Annotated in this window: 21 protein-coding genes; 19 read left to right on the forward strand and 2 right to left on the reverse strand. The window is 68.4% G+C overall.

Going from position 1 to position 16,040, the window contains the following annotated elements; genetic code table 11:
• Positions 1-29: 29 nt before the first annotated feature.
• The 10 genes from DJ017_RS10280 (at position 30) to DJ017_RS21070 (ending at position 6,080) form a co-directional block, all read left to right on the forward strand.
• Positions 30-623, forward strand: coding sequence for a hypothetical protein (locus tag DJ017_RS10280; protein WP_111528635.1), 594 nt, complete (start codon positions 30-32; stop codon positions 621-623).
• A complete protein-coding gene (locus tag DJ017_RS10285) occupies positions 620-847 on the forward strand; it encodes a hypothetical protein (protein WP_111528636.1) in 228 nt (75 codons plus the stop codon). Before DJ017_RS10280 ends, DJ017_RS10285 begins: the two co-directional genes overlap by 4 nt.
• 40 nt (positions 848-887) lie before the next feature.
• Complete coding sequence (locus DJ017_RS10290; RefSeq protein WP_133255440.1) at positions 888-1,394, forward strand: hypothetical protein; 507 nt, start codon at positions 888-890, stop codon at positions 1,392-1,394.
• The gene (locus DJ017_RS10295; protein ID WP_111528638.1) at positions 1,366-1,788 is read left to right on the forward strand and encodes a hypothetical protein; all 423 of its coding nucleotides are present in this window, start codon (positions 1,366-1,368) and stop codon (positions 1,786-1,788) included. Before DJ017_RS10290 ends, DJ017_RS10295 begins: the two co-directional genes overlap by 29 nt.
• Before the next feature lie 183 nt (positions 1,789-1,971).
• Positions 1,972-3,150: a P22 phage major capsid protein family protein gene (locus DJ017_RS10300; protein WP_111528639.1), complete on the forward strand. Its 1,179-nt coding sequence runs from the start codon at positions 1,972-1,974 to the stop codon at positions 3,148-3,150.
• Between the two features lie 92 nt (positions 3,151-3,242).
• Positions 3,243-3,884 carry a phage adaptor protein gene (locus tag DJ017_RS10305; protein ID WP_111528640.1) on the forward strand — a complete coding sequence of 214 codons (642 nt, stop codon included), beginning with the start codon at positions 3,243-3,245 and terminating at the stop codon, positions 3,882-3,884.
• Positions 3,884-4,129: a hypothetical protein gene (locus DJ017_RS10310; protein ID WP_111528641.1), complete on the forward strand. Its 246-nt coding sequence runs from the start codon at positions 3,884-3,886 to the stop codon at positions 4,127-4,129. Before DJ017_RS10305 ends, DJ017_RS10310 begins: the two co-directional genes overlap by 1 nt.
• On the forward strand, positions 4,129-4,929 hold the full coding sequence (locus tag DJ017_RS10315) for a hypothetical protein (protein WP_111528642.1): 801 nt from the start codon (positions 4,129-4,131) through the stop codon (positions 4,927-4,929). Before DJ017_RS10310 ends, DJ017_RS10315 begins: the two co-directional genes overlap by 1 nt.
• A 9-nt stretch (positions 4,930-4,938) precedes the next feature.
• Positions 4,939-5,349: a hypothetical protein gene (locus DJ017_RS20085; RefSeq protein WP_133255441.1), complete on the forward strand. Its 411-nt coding sequence runs from the start codon at positions 4,939-4,941 to the stop codon at positions 5,347-5,349.
• A gap of 35 nt (positions 5,350-5,384) precedes the next feature.
• Positions 5,385-6,080: a glycine-rich domain-containing protein gene (locus DJ017_RS21070; protein WP_452418380.1), complete on the forward strand. Its 696-nt coding sequence runs from the start codon at positions 5,385-5,387 to the stop codon at positions 6,078-6,080.
• Here DJ017_RS21070 and DJ017_RS20360 read toward each other — a convergent pair.
• Positions 6,042-6,182 carry a hypothetical protein gene (locus DJ017_RS20360; RefSeq protein ID WP_165830595.1) on the reverse strand — a complete coding sequence of 47 codons (141 nt, stop codon included), beginning with the start codon at positions 6,180-6,182 and terminating at the stop codon, positions 6,042-6,044. The two genes, DJ017_RS21070 and DJ017_RS20360, sit on opposite strands and share 39 nt — an antisense overlap.
• Before the next feature lie 181 nt (positions 6,183-6,363).
• Here DJ017_RS20360 and DJ017_RS10320 point away from each other — a divergent pair, with 181 nt between their 5' ends.
• Genes DJ017_RS10320 through DJ017_RS10345 form a run of 7 tightly spaced genes read left to right on the forward strand, consistent with a single transcriptional unit; the run spans position 6,364 to position 10,254 of the window.
• Positions 6,364-7,896, forward strand: a complete 1,533-nt coding sequence (locus DJ017_RS10320; protein ID WP_133255442.1) for a hypothetical protein — start codon at positions 6,364-6,366, stop codon at positions 7,894-7,896.
• Complete coding sequence (locus tag DJ017_RS10325; protein WP_111528644.1) at positions 7,893-8,261, forward strand: hypothetical protein; 369 nt, start codon at positions 7,893-7,895, stop codon at positions 8,259-8,261. The genes DJ017_RS10320 and DJ017_RS10325 overlap by 4 nt, the downstream gene beginning before the upstream one ends.
• Entirely contained in the window at positions 8,262-9,167 is a 906-nt protein-coding gene (locus DJ017_RS10330; RefSeq protein WP_111528645.1) for a hypothetical protein, read from the forward strand. It abuts the gene before it with no gap.
• Entirely contained in the window at positions 9,155-9,433 is a 279-nt protein-coding gene (locus DJ017_RS20090; protein WP_133255443.1) for a hypothetical protein, read from the forward strand. Before DJ017_RS10330 ends, DJ017_RS20090 begins: the two co-directional genes overlap by 13 nt.
• Entirely contained in the window at positions 9,417-9,656 is a 240-nt protein-coding gene (locus tag DJ017_RS10335; RefSeq protein ID WP_111528646.1) for a hypothetical protein, read from the forward strand. The genes DJ017_RS20090 and DJ017_RS10335 overlap by 17 nt, the downstream gene beginning before the upstream one ends.
• An 18-nt stretch (positions 9,657-9,674) precedes the next feature.
• Positions 9,675-10,055 carry a hypothetical protein gene (locus DJ017_RS10340; protein ID WP_111528647.1) on the forward strand — a complete coding sequence of 127 codons (381 nt, stop codon included), beginning with the start codon at positions 9,675-9,677 and terminating at the stop codon, positions 10,053-10,055.
• A 1-nt stretch (position 10,056) separates the two neighbouring features.
• Positions 10,057-10,254 (forward strand): hypothetical protein, encoded by a 198-nt coding sequence (locus DJ017_RS10345; RefSeq protein WP_111528648.1) that lies wholly within the window; start codon positions 10,057-10,059, stop codon positions 10,252-10,254.
• On the opposite strand, the gene DJ017_RS10350 is transcribed toward DJ017_RS10345, so the two are convergent.
• Positions 10,251-10,730 carry an Lrp/AsnC ligand binding domain-containing protein gene (locus DJ017_RS10350; protein WP_111528649.1) on the reverse strand — a complete coding sequence of 160 codons (480 nt, stop codon included), beginning with the start codon at positions 10,728-10,730 and terminating at the stop codon, positions 10,251-10,253. The two genes, DJ017_RS10345 and DJ017_RS10350, sit on opposite strands and share 4 nt — an antisense overlap.
• Positions 10,731-10,849: 119 nt before the next feature.
• Between DJ017_RS10350 and putA the strand changes: the two genes are divergently transcribed.
• Together putA and DJ017_RS10360 are read left to right on the forward strand one after the other, a co-directional pair.
• Positions 10,850-13,945 (forward strand): bifunctional proline dehydrogenase/L-glutamate gamma-semialdehyde dehydrogenase PutA, encoded by a 3,096-nt coding sequence (putA, locus tag DJ017_RS10355; RefSeq protein ID WP_111528650.1) that lies wholly within the window; start codon positions 10,850-10,852, stop codon positions 13,943-13,945.
• Between the two features lie 283 nt (positions 13,946-14,228).
• Positions 14,229-15,728: a tyrosine-type recombinase/integrase gene (locus DJ017_RS10360; protein WP_111528651.1), complete on the forward strand. Its 1,500-nt coding sequence runs from the start codon at positions 14,229-14,231 to the stop codon at positions 15,726-15,728.
• The last annotated feature ends 312 nt before the right edge of the window (positions 15,729-16,040 follow it).

Here is a 16,040-nt window from a genome sequence, read left to right on the forward strand (position 1 = left end):
CCCGAGGGGCTCAATCCCAAGGACAATCCATGGACCAGGACGACCGCAAGGCGGCCGACGACATCGCGCGCGCCGAAGACCAACCGGGGGAGGCGGAGGCCTATGAGTCGGAAGAGGGGGAGGGCGAGGCGCCCGACACCTTCGAACTGGAGCTGGACGGCCAGGTGCACACCCTGCCCGCGGCGCTGAAGGGCGCGTTCCTGCGGCAGGCCGACTACACCCGCAAGACCCAGGAGCTGGCCGAGCATCGGCGGGCGCTCGAGAGCGAGCGCATGGCCGTCGCCGAGCAGGCCCAGGCGCACGACGAGGCCCTGTCCGATCGGGCGCACCTGGCGGCGCTGGACCAGCACCTGCAGGATTTCGCCGAGCTGGACTGGCGCCGGCTCGCCGAGGTGGACCCGCATCGCGCCGAGGCGCTGTGGGCGCGGTTCCAGCACGCGAGCGACCTGCGGAACGCCTACGCCCACGCCGTGGCGCGCCACGCCCACGGACGTCGGATCGACGCCGCCGCGAGGCGGCCGAGGCGCTGGCGTCCACCGGCCAGGCCCTGGCGCGGGAGATCGAAGGCTGGGGCCCGGAGCTGGCGGGTCGGATCGTCGACTATGCGCGCGGGCACGGGGTGACGCTGGAGGAGCTGCAACACGCGTCGGACCCGCGGGTCTGGAAGATCCTGCACCGGGCTTACCAGGCCGACCAGGCGGGGCAGCGGGAGGCGGCGGCGAAGGCGCCGAGCGTGCGTCCGGCAGTGTCGGTCAGCGGCGCGGCAGTGGCGGGCGGCGTGCGCGACGAACTCGGAACCAAGGAGTGGATGCAGCGCCGCGCCGAACAGGTGCGGAAGGCGCGATAATGATGTTCACATATTGTTCCGAACGGTCTAGCTTGCCTGAATGGAGCGGGCGATGAGCGCACCCGATGACCTCGAGCACCTGCGCGCGCGGGTGGGAAGCACGCTGGTGGACGGCTTGCTGGACCCGGTGGGCGGGCCCGCGGCCGCGGCGCTGTCGCCGGATGTGCAGAGTCTGACGCCCGGCCCGGACGAGGCGCCGTTTCAGATGGCGTTGAACGCGGGTCAGCGCTTCATCGTCCACAACGGCATGAAGCTCTCCGGCGCCGACAAGGTGCTGGACGATTCTCTGAACCGGATCACCGGCGGCCGCTTCACCCGCGACCAACTGCATGCGCTCGAGGATCGCGCCCTGAACCACGCCGACTGGGACGCGGACAGGTCCTTGGCGGACGTGCAGCCGGGAAACCCGGTGTTCGTCGATCCGCAACAGAAGGCGAGCCTTGACCGACTCGTGCGTCAATCGGGCTCCGACGCACTCGGTCAGGAGGCGCAGAAGGCATATGACGAGGCTTGGCGAGATGGACGGATCCGACTCCGGAACAGGTAAGGCCCCACGCACGGTCCCGCGGTGGTGGTTCCTCGTCGTCTTCGCAGCCGCCCTGGCGTCGCAAGCCTATGAATGGACGTGCGGCGCGTGCAGCACCTGGCCTGCTGAGCTGCTCACGTCCGTGTCGCAGGTTGGCGCGTTCGGATTCCCCCAGCTGTCGATTCTGCTTCCAAACGGCGATCAGCCCGAGTGGTTGAGGTTCGTCGAGACCATGGCGCTCGGCGTCGTGGGCGTCGCCTTCTACTGGCTGCTGATCCGGCGTTTCCTGGCGCCGCGGGTGCGTGTCTGGGTCTTCCTCCTCGTGCTGGTCGGCATCCCCGTCATGGACTTTGCGCTGGCCTTGCTCTTCCTGACCGTCGGAATGGACCTCCATCATCGCCTGTTGGGGCTCTGAGCCCTCCGATCTGACCGCGTTCGCATCTTCCCGGCCGCGCGCTGCGCCATCGGTCGGGAGCACCCTGCGGCGCTGAACTGACCAACCTGCCGCCGCGGGCGCGAGCCCGCCGCACCCGAGCACGCGGCCGACGCCGCCTCGGGCGCTTTCGCGCGGCTTCATCCCATCCCTGAAAGGACAGACATGGCCAACGCCATCCTGACGCCGACCGCGGTGACGCGGGAAGCGCTGCGCGTGCTGCACCAGAAGCTCAACTTCGTGGGCTCGATCACGCGCGAATACGACGACAGCTTCGCCCGCCAGGGCGCCAAGGTGGGCGACACCCTGAAGGTGCGCCTGCCCAACCAGTACGTGGTCCGCAGCGGTCCGACGCTCGCCGCCCAGGACACCACCGAGACCTCGGTGGACCTGAAGGTGCAGACCCAGAAGGGCGTCGACCTGAACTTCACCAGCATCGACCTGACCCTGTCGCTGGACGAGTTCTCCGACCGGATCCTCGAGCCCGCCATGAGCGTGCTGGCCGCCAACATCGAGGCGGACGCCATGAGCATGTACAAGGACGTCTACAACCAGGTGAACAACCAGGGCGCGGCGGCGACCTTCGCCAAGGTGTTGCAGGGTCGGAAGATCCTGGTCGACAACCTCGCGCCCCTGGCCGGCCGCACCTGCAACCTGAACACCCAGGACAACGTCGACCTGGTCGACGCCCTGAAGGGCCTGTTCAACGATCAGTCGAGCATCGGCAAGCAGAACCGCGAGGGCTTCATGGGGCGGACCGCCGGGTTCGACTTCATGGAGAACACCTTGTGGCCGGCCCACCCGCGGGGCGCGGCCAACGGCGCCTATGTGGTCAACGGCGCGGGCCAGACCGGTTCCAGCCTGACGGTCGGCACGGGCGCCGGCGCCGCGGTGAGGGGCGACGTCTTCACCATCGCCGGCGTGTTCCGCGTCCATCCGGAGACCAAGCAGGCGACCAGCGCCCTGCAGCAGTTCACGCTGACCGCTGACTATGCGGGCGGCGCGGGGGCGCTGCAGATCTCGCCGGCGATCGTCACCTCCGGCCCGATGCAGAACGTCTCGGCCGCGCCCGCGAACGCCGCGGCGATCACCTTCGCCGGGGTCGCCTCGACGGCCCACGGGATCTCGATGGCCTACCAGAAGGGCGCCTTCGCCTTCGCCAGCGCCGACATGGTGATGCCGCGCGGCGTCGACTTTGCGGCGCGCGAGGTCTTCGACGGGGTGTCGATGCGGATCGTGCGCCAGTACGACATCAACAACGACAAGTTCCCGTGCCGACTGGACGTTCTCTACGGCTACAAGACCATCCGGCCGCAGCTCGCCTGCCGCCTGGCGAACAACTAGCGCGCTCCCCTTCGCGCTAGTCGCCCGGGCGGCCTGCCCCCGCTTTCCTCGGGCCGCCCGGGCCCCTCTCATCCATTCCGATCGGATCCCGCATGGCGATCACGACCTACGCCGAGCTGCAGGCGGCTGCGGCCAACTGGCTCGTGCGCGCGGACCTCACCGCGCGCATCCCCGAATTCATTGCGCTCGCCGAAACCCGGCTGAACCGCGCCCTGCGGACGCGGCTGGCCGAGACGGAGCAGCCGCTGACAGGCGTCGTCGGCGCGCGGACGATCCCGCTGCCGGCCGGCTTCGCCGAGCCCCTGGCGCTGTGGATCCTGCGGTCGGACGGCTCGCGCTGCGCCCTGCGGTTCGCCGAGCCCGGCCTGCTGGCGGCGACCAGCCTGCGCGGACAGCCGAGCCTCTGGGGCGTCGACGGCGGCGCGCTCGCCTTCGACCGGCCCTGCGACCAGGCCTATGGCTTCGTGCTGCGGATGCTGGCGAAGTTCCAGCTCTCCGACGCCGCGCCGACCAATGCGCTGCTCGCCGACTGGCCCGACGTCTATCTGTTCGCCACGCTGTGCGAGGCCGCTCCCTTCCTGCGCGATGCGGAACTGGCCCAGGCCTATGCGGGCAAGCTCGAGGCGGCGCTCGCCGAGATCAATTCCAAGGAGGCGAGGAGCCGCGCGCCGCGCACGCTCGCCACCGACCTGCCGCGGCCGCGGGCACCCTTCGACATCCTGAGAGGAAGCTGATGCTGCACCCGATCGGGCCCGGCGTGCCGGAAGCCCTGCGCGCGCTCCTGAAGTCGTTCCGCGACGCCATCGAGGGGCTGCAGGTTCCCGGCGAACCCAAGCCGGTGTTCGCGGTGGCCCAGGCCGGCCTGCCGCCGGCCGCCAACCATCCCAACTGCGTCGCGCTGGTGAGCGACCTCAACATCCTCGCCCACTCCGACGGCGTGCACTGGATCCGCCAAGACACGGGAGCCGTGATCGTCTGATGCCTTCCTCCTGGTCCGCCTCGCTGCGCTTCGAGCTGCAGTTCACGGGCGAGAACATCAACCTGTGGGGCGACAAGCTGAACGTCGTCCTGAACCACGCCGACTACGCCATCGCCGGCTGGCTGACCAAGGCGCTGACGGCCAATGCGACCCTGACGTCGGCCAACGCCGGCGACGACGAGGCGCGGGCCGCGATGCTGAAGTTCACCGGCGCGGGGCCGTTTACGGTGACCGTGCCTTCGGTCAGCAAGAGCTACCTCGTCTGGAACGCCTGCGCGGCGGCCCTGACGCTCACCACGGGCGCTGGCGCGACGGCGCTGATCGCGCCGGGCGAGCGCGTGGCGTTGATGTGCGACGGCGCCGGGGTCTACCGCGTGCAGGGCAGCGACTTCGGCGGCCAGCGCCTGACCGGCGTTGCGGATCCCGGCGCGGCGCAGGACGCGGCGACGAAGGCGTACGTGGATGCGACGGCGTTCGCGGCGAATGCAGGGGTGCTGCCGGGGCAGACGGGAAACGCGGGGCGGGTGCTGAAGACCGACGGGGTCGGAGCCTCGTGGGGCGGCATCATTCTCACCCAAGGCTCGGTGAGTGGCCAATTCAGCCTGCTCACCAATGATCAGACCACGCCACTAGGTGGTCTCAAGGCCGATACGTCGGGGCGCGTCGCTCTCATAAACGGTAGCGGCGCGAACCGTCTAGTCACCGCACCGGACGGCTCCGTGGCCGCAGTTTCGGACAGCGGTGCCTCAAATATCCTCGCGTCTCAGGCCATGGCCCTGGCGTTCGCCGTAGCTCTCTAGGAGAACCACATGCCTACGGGTAATAATTTTATATCGCCGCAAATGCCGAAGATGTGGACAGCTATTGCGTCCGCCGCAGAAATCACCTTCAACACACCGACGAACGTTGTTGTTCTGGTCGACGAGACTATAGATACGACCGGCGTCCGGATCACCTCAATTTGTGCAATTCCGAGAGGGGCTGTCGGCTCTGCTTGTAACTGCCAGCTCTATAAGAAAGTCGGCGCCACCTATACGTTGATTGATAGTCAGCTAATGCCAACGGTGACGCCGGGTGCTGCCGCGGCGAATCCGAAGACAGATTTCGGCTATTCTGAAGACAATCCCTTGGTATTGGGAGCCGGCACCGGGCTTGCCGTGGCCATCGGCCAATCAGTTTCCAACGGCATTACTTTCCGAGCTCATGGTGGGGTATATTGATGCGTCGGGACTTGGGCGCGGCGCCTAATCAGTCAATGAGTGGCCACAAGCCCACGGCGGCCTTGGAGCTCGTTGGTATAGCCGATGGCCAGAGCGGTGCTGGATCAATCATTGCAGCTAAGCCCTGCGTTGCGGTGATCTACGCTATCGGGGGCGGCGCATCGGGAGGCTCCGGATCTCCACGTGAGATTGGCGGTGGCGGGGGCGCAGCGCTGCTGAAGACTGTGAAGATGGCTAAAGGGCAGACTATTTCTTGGGCGGTCGGCGCCGGTGCGGCTGCGTCTGGGCTGGCAACCTACGGATTTGATGGAGGCGACACTACGGTCACGCTTCCAAACGGCTTTGTCCTTACCGCTGGCGGTGGCAAGGCGGGGTCTGCGGTTTCTCCTACTGGGAACGGCGGCATGGCGCGCGGTGGCGACGTCAATCGAGCTGGCGGTGCCGGGGGAGCCTCGGGCAGCGCGGGGACTTCCGGCGGCCTCGGAGGAGGTTCGGGCGGAGCTACAAACGCCGGCGGTGGAGGGGGCGGCGGAGCCGGCTTCAGCGACGTAAGTTCAATCGGCCTGAGCCTTGCTGGGGGAAATGGTGGCGCCGGACAGCCTGTAGGCGGCAGCGACGGAGGCGCGGGTAGTACGTTTGGCGCTGGGGGTGGTGGTACTCAGAATGGCGCAAAGCAGGGCGGTGCCGGTGCTTCAGGTCGCGTTCTCGTCCTGCTCGCGCGAACTTTCTGACGTCATGAACTCAAAATCATCTGCGCCAACCTGCCGCCATATCGTTCGTTGTGGCGAAGCGCGTTCGTCGCGCTCGGTGTCCCAGTCGACGATCTGATCCATAGAGATCATATACCACGTTGAGTTGAGGGCGGGCTATCCCCTCCTGGGATCCCAAGCGCGCCCACATTCTCCGGCCTGCGGGCCTCCTGGGCGTATCCAAAACCAGACATCCTCGCCTTGATGAAGCCGAGCTCCCTTCGGAGCGCCGGTCGGCACCCCATGCTTCTGGACAGAAGGTCACATGAGAATTCCCCTCGACCTGCCGCCGGGGTTGAACGGCGATGACACCTCGTTTGCCGGGTCGGGCCGGTGGGCGGATGGGTCGAACGTACGGTTCCGGCTGGGGCGGCCACAGGTGGTCGGCGGCTGGGAGAGCCTGACGGCGAGCAAGCTCACTGGGGTGTGCCGGACGGCGTTCCCGTGGACCGACAACGCCGCGGTGCTGAACATCGCCTTCGGGACGCACTCGGGCCTGCAGCTGTGGCAGGGCGGGGCGATGTTCGACATCACGCCGGCGAGCGGCTTCACGGCGGGCGCGGTGGACGGCGCCGGGAGCGCGGGGTTCGGCACGGGCGCCTTTGGCGTGGGCGGCTATGGCCTGCCCTCGACCGGCGACTACTTCCCGCTGACCTGGTCGTTCGCGGCCTGGGGACAGAACCTGCTGGCGAGCCCGCGCAACCAGACGATCTTCGCCTGGACGAACAACACGGCCGCCAAGGCTGCGCCGCTGGCGAATGCGCCCGCGAACGTCACCCACATGCTCGTGGCGCCGCTGAACGGCGGCTACCAAGTGTTCGCCCTCGGCTGCAACGAGGAGGTCTCGGGCGTCTTCAACCCGCTCTGCATCCGCCACTCGTCGATCCGCAACAACAGCCAGTGGAGCACCTCCGCCTCGGGATCGACGGCGCGGGAATATGTGCTGACCGGTGGCGGCCGGATCGTGGCCGGGCGCATGGCCGGACCGGTGATGCTGGTCTGGACGAGCGACGCCCTGTTCCTCGGCACCTATGTCGGCGCGTTGAACCAGCCGTGGCGCTTCGACCGGGTCGGGCGCAACTGCGGCCTCATCGGGCCGAATGCAGCGGTTGTGGTCGGCCAATCGGCTTTCTGGGTCAGTCCCGACCGGCAGTTCTATCGCTATGTGGTGGGCGGCGAGCCAGAGCCGATCCCGTGCCCCATCCGCCAGGCATTCGCGGAGAACGTGGCCGCGAGCCAGGGCGACAAGATCGTGGCTTCCTCTAACGCCGAATTCGGCGAGGTGCGGTTCGACTATCCTGACGGTCGGGACGGGTATGAGAACAGCCGGTATCTCGCCCTGTGCCTGACGGGCCCGGACGCCGGCTCCTGGTATCGCGGAATCATGGGCAGGACCACATTCGTGGACGCAGGTCCCAGCGCTTTCCCCGTCGGCGTCGCCTTCGATGGCGCGGTCTATTTCCACGAGAAGGGCCGGTCGGCCGACGGGGCGCCGTTTTCCTGGTTCGTCGAGACGGCGGACAGCTATCTCGATCCTGAGCACGGTCTCCTCGTGCGCGGGCTCTGGCCGGATTTCAAAGGCCAGGTGGGGCCCGTCAACGTGACCGTGACGGCGCGGCGGACTCCGCAGGGGGCGGAAGTCTCTTCTGTTCCCGCCGCGATGGCGGCCGGCGACGCGAAGACCGACCTGCTGCTCAGCGGGCGGCTGTTCAAGGTGCGGTTCTCCGGCGCCAGCGCTCCGACCGCGTGCCGCATCGGCGAGCCGGTTTTCGACGTGGCGGCGACGGGGCTGCTGTGAGCTTCGAGGAGGCTTGGGGCCGCGCGGCCCCGCTCCTCGATCCCGCCCTGGCCCATGCGGGCCGAACCCACAGACTGGACGACGTCCGCGGCCTTCTGGCGCGCGGCGAGGCGCAGCTGTGGTTGGGCTCGGCGAGCGCGGCGGTGACGCTGGTCGAGGCCGATCCGTGCGAGCGCCGGCTGCTGATCTGGCTGGCGGGGGGCGAGCTCGACGAACTCAGGGGCGCGCTGCTGCCGCAGATGGAGCGATGGGGCCGCGGCCAGGGCTGCCGCCGGCTGCTGATCGTCGGACGCGCTGGATGGGAGCGGGCGCTGAAGCCCGATGGATACGCGCCGCTGGCGCGAGTGATCGCAAAGGACCTCTAGATGAGCTTCAAGATCGGCGGTTCGGCCTCGAAGTCGAGCTCCACCACCAACAGCAATTTCAACACCACGACGACGCCCATCGTGCCGGAGTGGGCCTCCAACCTGACCCAGAGCGTCGCGGGCCGGGTCGGCGCGCTGAACGGGCTCGATCCGAAGAGCCTCGTCGCGCCGGCGAACGGTCTCCAGACCCTGGCGGGGGCGGGCGCGCAGCACCTGACGGGCCAGCCCTGGCTGTTCAACAGCTCGGTCGGTGAAACGGGCTATGTGATGAACGCCAACGCGCCGCAGGTCGGGCAGGCCGCGACAGCTTCGCCCTACATCCAGCAGTACATGGACCCGTACCTGAAGGACGTGGTCGGGGCGGCGGACGCGGACCTGAGCGCCAACGAAGCCAAGGTGCGCGCACAGCAGGCCCTCGACCTGGCGGGATCCGGCGCATTCGGCGGTTCGGGCGCGGCGCTGACCCAGTCCATGACGGAAGGCGAACTGGCGCGGGCAAGGGCTTCGACCCTGTCAGGCTTGCACTCCCAGGGTTTCAGCCAGGCGCTGGGAGCGGCGCAATCCGACGCGCAGCGGGCGGAACAGGCGAAGGAGCTGAACGCCCAGTTGCGGTCCCAGCAGATGGACCGCGCCCTGGCGGCGGCGCGCCAGCTTGGCAACCTCTCGAGCGACTACGACGCCAGTCAGCGCGGCAATATCGCCACTCAGGCGCAGGTGGGCGACATGCTGCGGGGCGTCGATCAGCAGCAACTGCAGGCCCCCGTCACGAGCACCCAGCAGGTCGTGGCGATGCTGAGCGGCCTGCCGATCCAGCTGTTCACGGGCGAGCAGAAGACGGGAACCGAGAGCAGTAAGACGAATGGAACCAATGTGAGCGTGAGCGGAGAGGCGTCGTGGCCAAAGTAGTTGGTCAATCCGAACGCCTCGCTTCCCTCGAGCAGCGCCTGACCGACCATGAGGCGCGGTGCGAGGAGCGGCTGGTGGAGATCAAGAGCTCGGCCGCCCATACGCTCAAGGCGGTAGAGGGGCTCAAGAACCGCTTCTGGGCGATCGCGATCTCACTTCTCGCCTGGGCTCTGGCGCAGCTGTGGTCAGCAGACCAAGGCCGGGTGGGGCGGCTCGAAGCGCGACCTGCCGCCGTCCAGGAGGTGTCGAATGGCCCACCTGCTTGAGGTCCGCTGGCTCTGGCGGCGGATATTCACCTACGCCGCGACGGCCCTGAACAGCGCCGGGATCGCCAGTGTGATCTGGCGGCTCTCGGATGCAGGCGCCCTGAAGTGGATCGGCCTGGCGCTCGTCGGCGCCAACGTCGCTCTCGCCACCCTCTACCTCGCGGGCGCCACCGTCACGGATTGGGCAAAGCTCGCCGCAGCCGCCCGCAAGGCTGAGCCCTGAAGCCGACCGGAGACCGAAGTGCCGAATTTCATTCTCTCGCCCCGTACGGTGCTCGTCGTCATCGCCACGGTTTGCGTCCTGGTGCTGTACAGCGGCCTCTATTGGAAGGGGCGTTCGGACGAGGCGGCGCGGCAACGGCCCCGCACAGAGGCCGCGTTGGCCCAGGCTGCGGTTGCGGGACTGGAGGCGCAGGGCGCCAGGGCGACCGTCGCCCGGGTCGATGAGGCGGCGTTGCGGCGCGACGCCGCCTCATCGGCCGCGGCTCGGCTTTCAACTCAACTCATGCAGACGGAGGCGGCGCGTGAACCGCTGGATGCCGATCGTGTTGCTCGCTTGCGCGCCAATGATCTCGAGCTGTGCCGCGCGGCCCCCGAACTTGCCGGCTGCGCCGCAGATTGAAATGCCGGCCGAAGCGGCGCGCCCGTGCAGCCTCTACATCCTGCCGGCGAAGCCCACGATGGCGGATCTGGAAGCCGGGTTCGCCAGGCGCGGCGCCCAAGTGGTGGCCTGCGACGCCGAACGGCGGCTGGCCGTGCAGACCCACGAGGCGGAACATGAACTCGAGGCTCAGTTCCTCACGCGTCGCACGAAGCGCTAGATCGGCAGCAGGCTGGTGCTCTTAATTTCTTCCAGCACGGCGTAGGTCCGGGTCTCGCGGACACCGGGCATGTCGACCAGGACGTCGCCGAGAAAGGCGCGATAGGCCGCCATGTCGCGGACGCGCGCCTTGACCAGATAGTCGAAGCCGCCGGCCACCATGTGGCACTCCAGGATGTCGGGCGCCCGCCGCGCCGCCGCAGCGAAGTCCTCGAACACATCGCTGGTGGTGCGATCGAGGACGACCTCGACGAAGATCAGCAGGGAGCGGTCAACCTTGGTCGGGTCGAGCACGGCGCTGAAACCGGTGATGTAGCCGTGCTCGCGCAGCCGGCGAACGCGTTCGGAGCAGGCCGACGGCGAAAGGTTGCAGCGATGGGCGAGATCCTGATTGCTGATGCGCCCGTCGGCCTGAAGCGTTCGCAGGAGGCGCTTGTCCATATCGTCGAGCCGAAGGTCATTCGGGTTCGGGGCCATTTGCGGATGCTCTCGCCGGAGATTGTGATGTACAAACGTAGGATATTCGGCCCGAATTAAAATATCCCGATGATATCGCGGTCGTCGAACTGGTCGGCGGCCTCAGTCGAGGCGAGGCGATGACGTTCGAGGATCTGGATCGCGCAAAGTTCACCGATGAGCGCACCGCCATCGCGGCGGCGCTCAAGGCCAAGCCGCTCGGAGACGACGACCGAGCGGCGGTGCGATCCGAGGCCGAAGCGCTGGTGCGGGCGGCGCGGCGCAGCGCGCGAAAGCAGGGCGTCGTCGAAAGCTTCCTCCAGGAATTCAGCCTCTCCACCCGGGAAGGCCTAGCGCTGATGTGCCTCGCCGAGGCCCTGCTGCGAACGCCCGACGAAGAGACGCGGGACAAGCTGATCGCCGAGAAGATCGCGTCGGCCGATTGGGCGAGCCACATCGGACGCTCGGACAGCCTGCTGGTGAATGCGTCGACCTGGAGCCTGATGCTGACCGGCAAGGTCATCGATCCGGACGAGGAGGCGCGCGCCGACCTGCCCGGCTTCGTCCGTCGGCTGGCGGGACGTCTTGGCGAGCCGGTGATCCGCCGCGCGGTGGGCGCGGCCGTAAAGATCATGGGCGAACAGTTCGTGCTCGGCACCACCATCGACCAGGCGCTCAAGCGGGCCGACCAGAACGGGTTCGTCTGCTCTTTCGACATGCTGGGCGAAGGCGCCCGCACGGACGCGGACGCCGACCGGTACGAGGCCGCCTATGCGGCGGCCATCGCCGTCGTGGGGCAGCGTTCGGGCGGCAAGGGGCCCGAGGCCGGCCATGGCGTGTCGGTGAAACTCTCGGCGCTGTCGCCGCGGTACGAGGCCAGGCAGGCGGAGCGCGTCTGGCACGACCTCTATCCGCGCGTGAAGCGGTTGGCCGAACTCGCCGCGCGCGGGGACATTAACCTGACCATCGACGCCGAAGAGGCCGACCGTCTGGCGATCTCGCTGGAACTGCTCGACCGCTTGGCGCGTGAGGCGGAGTTGGGCGAGTGGCGGGGCCTTGGGCTTGCGGTGCAGGCCTATCAGAAGCGCGCGCCGCAGGTGATAGGGGCCGTGGCGCGGATCGCGCGCGAGAGCGGTCGGCGGCTGATGGTGCGGCTGGTGAAGGGCGCCTACTGGGACAGCGAGATCAAGCGCGCCCAAGTGGCGGGCCTGTCCGGCTACCCGGTCTATACGACCAAGGCGGCGACGGACCTGTCGTATCTGGTCTGCGCTCGCGCCCTGCTGGCGGCGGCGCCGTCGCTTTACGCCCAGTTCGCCACCCACAACGCCCACACGCTGGCGGCCGTGCGGCAGATGGCCAAGCAGGTCGGGTTGTCGCCCGAGTTCCAGCGGCTGCATGGCATGGGCGAGGCGCTCTATGCCGGGGCGCGGGATCGCTACGGCGCCTTCCCGCTGAGGGTCTACGCGCCGGTCGGAAGCCACGAGGACCTGCTGCCCTACCTCGTGCGTCGGCTGCTGGAGAACGGCGCCAATACCTCGTTCGTCCATGCGCTCCTCGATGAGCGGACGCCGGTGGAGAAGGTGGTCTCGGATCCGATCTCGGCCGTTGAAGCCGCCGGTGGCGGCCCGCATCCGCGTATTCCGCTGCCCGTCGATCTCTATGGGCCGAGCCGTCGGAACTCGACGGGCATGGACCTCTCGACGGCGGCCGATCGCCAAGCGTTGACGGCGGCTGTGGCGGCGCTGAACAGCGAAACCCTCGAGGCCGGCCCCATCATCGACGGCAAGCTCGTCAAGGTTGGCGCGGCGGACGATCGCGCCTCGCCTGCCGACCTTTCCTGCCGGCTGGGACGGGTCTGGTCAGCAACCCCGGCAGAGGTCGAGGCGGCCTATGTTGCGGCCAAGGCGGCGCAGCCAGCGTGGGACGCGCTCGGCGGGGAAGGGCGCGCCCCGATCCTGCGCGCCATGGCCGATGCACTGGAGACCCATCGAGAGCGCCTCGTGGCGATCTGCGCGCGCGAGGCCGGCAAGACCTTCGCCGACGGGGTGGCCGAAGTGCGCGAAGCGGCCGACTTCTGCCGCTACTACGCCTATCTGGCGGAGACCCAGTTCGCGGCGCCCGACACGTTGAGGGGCCCCGTCGGGGAGACCAATCGGCTGTCCCTGCATGGGCGCGGCGTGTTCGCCTGCATCAGCCCCTGGAACTTCCCGCTGGCGATCTTCACCGGTCAGATCGCGGCCGCGCTGGCGGCTGGCAACGCAGTGGTGGCCAAACCGGCAGAACAGACGCCGCTGGTCGCCGCCGAAGCGGTGCGCCTCTTTCACGCCGCGGGCCTGCCGGCGGCGCTCCTTCACCTGCTGCCGGGCGATGGCCCGACGGTCGGCCAGGCGCTGGTCGCGCACGCGGCATGCGCCGGCGTCGCCTTCACGGGTGGGACCGAAACGGCCTGGGCCATCAACCGGACCCTGGCGGCGCGCCAGGGGCCGATCGTGCCGTTCATCGCCGAGACTGGCGGGCTGAACGCCATGTTCGTGGACACCACCGCCCTTCGCGAGCAGGTGATCGACGACGTCGTGGCGTCCGCCTTCGGCTCGGCCGGGCAGCGTTGCTCGGCGCTGCGCATCCTGTTCGCGCCGAACGACACCGCCGATGCGCTCATCGAGGGCCTGAAGGGCGCTATGGACACGCTGGTGGTCGGCGATCCGGCGGACCCTCGCACCGACATCGGGCCCGTGATCGATGAGGAGGCCCGCGCGGGATTGGCGGCGCACCTGGAGCGGCTCGGGACCGGCGCCAGGGGACTGCATCAGTGCGAAGCACCTGCTGGCGGCCACTTCTTCGGCCCGGTGCTGGCGGAGATCCCGACGGCGGGCTTCCTGCAGCGCGAGGTCTTCGGGCCGATCCTGCACGTCGTCCGATACGATTCCGCAAACCTTGCCGAGGCGGCCCGGCCGCTCGTGGAGGCGGGCTACGGGCTCACCCTAGGCGTGCACAGCCGCCTGGAATCCTTCGCCGAGGAGGTCCAGCGAACCGTGCCCGCGGGCAACGCCTATGTGAACCGCTCGATGATCGGCGCCGTGGTCGGGGTCCAGCCGTTCGGGGGGGAAGGTCTCTCGGGCACTGGGCCCAAGGCGGGCGGTCCGCACGCCCTGCTCCGATACGCGGTCGAACGGGCCGTGAGCGTCAACATCGCCGCTCAGGGCGGTGACCCGGCGCTGCTGAACCTGGCGCTCTGAGGCGCCAGACCAGCTTGTCTAATACGAAGGCCCGCAGCGCGGCTGCGGGCCTTCTTCATGGTGGTGCCGCCGGGCAGGATTGAACTGCCGACCTCAGCCTTACCAAGCGATCCACAGCCTACTCCAAATCACGACGTTCTTCGAAAAACCACTACGTATCATTGACTTAGCTCGCCGGGGTCCCGAGGTTCCACCCTCGGATTTCGGCCCTGCTGCTTACTATGTGCTTACTGGCGCGAGGTGGCGGCGGCCGATCCGGACGGTGATCCAGGGACGGTCGGCCATGTCGAACAAGCGCGTCAAACTCACCCGCAAGCTGGTCGAGAGCGTGGCGCTCGGCCCGCAGGACGCCTTCCTCTGGGATTCGGAGGTGGTGGGCTTCGGCGTGAAGGTCAGTCGCGGCGGCCAGCGCAGCTACATTCTCCAGTACCGGATCGGTGGACGCTCGCGGCGCTTCACGATCGGAACGCATGGCTCGCCCTGGACGCCGGAGACGGCGCGGGACCGGGCGAAGATCCTGCTCGGCCAGGTCGCCGGCGGTGTCGATCCCCAGGACGAGAAGGCCGAAGATCGCAAGGCGCTCACCGTGGCCGAGCTGTGCGACCTCTACGTCACCGAAGGGCTCGCCACCCGAAAGCCGTTGTCCGTCGTGGCCGCCAAGGCCGACATCGAGAACCACATCAAGCCGCTTCTGGGCTCCAAGCCGGCGAACGCGGTCACACCCGGCGACGTGGACAAGTTGCTGACCGACATCGCCGCAGGCCGCACCGCGAAACGGAGCAAGACCGCGCGCAAGCGGGGTCTCGCGCGCGTCACGGGCGGGAAGGGGGCGGCGAACTCGGCGATCACCACCCTCTGCGCCGCGTTTAATTTCGGCGTCCGCCGCGGCGTGCGGCCCGACAACCCGGCCCTGGGCGTCCGGAAGTATCCCGAGAAGAAGCTCGAGCGCTTTCTCTCCCCGGCCGAGCTTGCGCGGCTTGGCGAGGCGCTCGCCGCGGCGGAAGCCCTGGGCGTCGAGAGCCCGTACGCGCTCGCGGCCATTCGATTGCTCATCCTGACCGGCTGCCGTCGCAACGAGATCCTCACGCTCAAGCGCAGCTACGTGGACGAGCACAACAGCTGTCTGCGGCTGCCGGACAGCAAGACCGGCGCGAAGATCGTGCATATCGGCGACGCCGCCCTGGAGGTGATCCAGGCGGTGCCGGAGGTGGTCGGAAACCCTTACCTGCTGCCCGGGCGAAAGGGCGAGGGACACATCGTCGATCTTCAATCGACCTGGGAGCGGATCCGCGCCGCCGCGGGCCTATCGGACGTGCGGCTGCACGACCTCAGGCACGCGTTCGCGAGCCTGGGCGCGGCCAGCGGCGACAGCCTGCTCGTGATCGGCTCCCTCCTCGGGCACAAAAGCGCCAAGACCACCCACCGTTACGCTCACCTGGCCGACCATCCCCTCAAGGACGCGGCGAACCGCATATCGGCGGAAGTGGCCCGCTTGATGGGAACGACGTCATCGGGTCCGGCCAAGCCAGCCCGCCGCGCTAATGTTGTTCCGGCGCCGCCCGGCACGAAAGGGGTGCTGGGCGAGGTCATCGAGACGAAGTGGCTGGATACGCCGGCCGCGGCGGCGTTCCTTGGCCATACCGTCGGCACGCTGCAGACCTATCGCTGGATGGGCACGGGGCCGCGGTTCCGGAAAATCGGCCGCCGCGTCGTCTACGCCCTCGGGGACCTTGAAGCGTGGCGCAGCGAGCAGGCGGCCAGCTCGTCGGCTCGCGCAGCCTAGGGGGCGAACTTGGCCCGCCGCGTTCTGAGCGACTTTGACTCTTAGGCGAACTTGGGAGCGTCCGCTTTCGGGCGCACAGCAAGCGGCGCCGTTCCGCATGTCGTGTGCAGGGCTGGACCGGATCTCCGAAAAGTTCGGTTCCGCGCACATCGCAGCTTCGCCGCCTTCATGAGTGCTCCTGACTCATTGGCAACTTTGGGAAGGTCCGCACCAGACTTAGGGGCTGAGCGCCCGCCCTCGCGCGGGCGACGACGGTGGCCTGAGTCACAGCTGCACCTTACATTCTCCGAGCTATTCGACGAGCTTCGGCAG

The organism is Phenylobacterium soli (assembly GCF_003254475.1).
GTDB lineage: Bacteria > Pseudomonadota > Alphaproteobacteria > Caulobacterales > Caulobacteraceae > Phenylobacterium > Phenylobacterium soli.

Coding starts and splice junctions, on each gene's coding strand:
- DJ017_RS10320 (WP_133255442.1), top strand. CDS start 6,364: ATGAGAATTCCCCTCGACCTGCCGCCGGGGTTGAACGGCGATGACACC.
- DJ017_RS20085 (WP_133255441.1), top strand. CDS start 4,939: ATGCCTACGGGTAATAATTTTATATCGCCGCAAATGCCGAAGATGTGG.
- DJ017_RS10330 (WP_111528645.1), top strand. CDS start 8,262: ATGAGCTTCAAGATCGGCGGTTCGGCCTCGAAGTCGAGCTCCACCACC.
- DJ017_RS10300 (WP_111528639.1), top strand. CDS start 1,972: ATGGCCAACGCCATCCTGACGCCGACCGCGGTGACGCGGGAAGCGCTG.
- DJ017_RS10295 (WP_111528638.1), top strand. CDS start 1,366: ATGGACGGATCCGACTCCGGAACAGGTAAGGCCCCACGCACGGTCCCG.
- DJ017_RS10290 (WP_133255440.1), top strand. CDS start 888: ATGGAGCGGGCGATGAGCGCACCCGATGACCTCGAGCACCTGCGCGCG.
- DJ017_RS10315 (WP_111528642.1), top strand. CDS start 4,129: ATGCCTTCCTCCTGGTCCGCCTCGCTGCGCTTCGAGCTGCAGTTCACG.
- DJ017_RS10280 (WP_111528635.1), top strand. CDS start 30: ATGGACCAGGACGACCGCAAGGCGGCCGACGACATCGCGCGCGCCGAA.
- DJ017_RS10345 (WP_111528648.1), top strand. CDS start 10,057: ATGCCGGCCGAAGCGGCGCGCCCGTGCAGCCTCTACATCCTGCCGGCG.
- DJ017_RS10310 (WP_111528641.1), top strand. CDS start 3,884: ATGCTGCACCCGATCGGGCCCGGCGTGCCGGAAGCCCTGCGCGCGCTC.
- DJ017_RS10335 (WP_111528646.1), top strand. CDS start 9,417: ATGGCCCACCTGCTTGAGGTCCGCTGGCTCTGGCGGCGGATATTCACC.
- DJ017_RS20360 (WP_165830595.1), bottom strand. CDS start 6,182: ATGGATCAGATCGTCGACTGGGACACCGAGCGCGACGAACGCGCTTCG.
- DJ017_RS10360 (WP_111528651.1), top strand. CDS start 14,229: ATGTCGAACAAGCGCGTCAAACTCACCCGCAAGCTGGTCGAGAGCGTG.
- DJ017_RS21070 (WP_452418380.1), top strand. CDS start 5,385: ATGAGTGGCCACAAGCCCACGGCGGCCTTGGAGCTCGTTGGTATAGCC.
- putA (WP_111528650.1), top strand. CDS start 10,850: ATGACGTTCGAGGATCTGGATCGCGCAAAGTTCACCGATGAGCGCACC.
- DJ017_RS10350 (WP_111528649.1), bottom strand. CDS start 10,730: ATGGCCCCGAACCCGAATGACCTTCGGCTCGACGATATGGACAAGCGC.
- DJ017_RS10305 (WP_111528640.1), top strand. CDS start 3,243: ATGGCGATCACGACCTACGCCGAGCTGCAGGCGGCTGCGGCCAACTGG.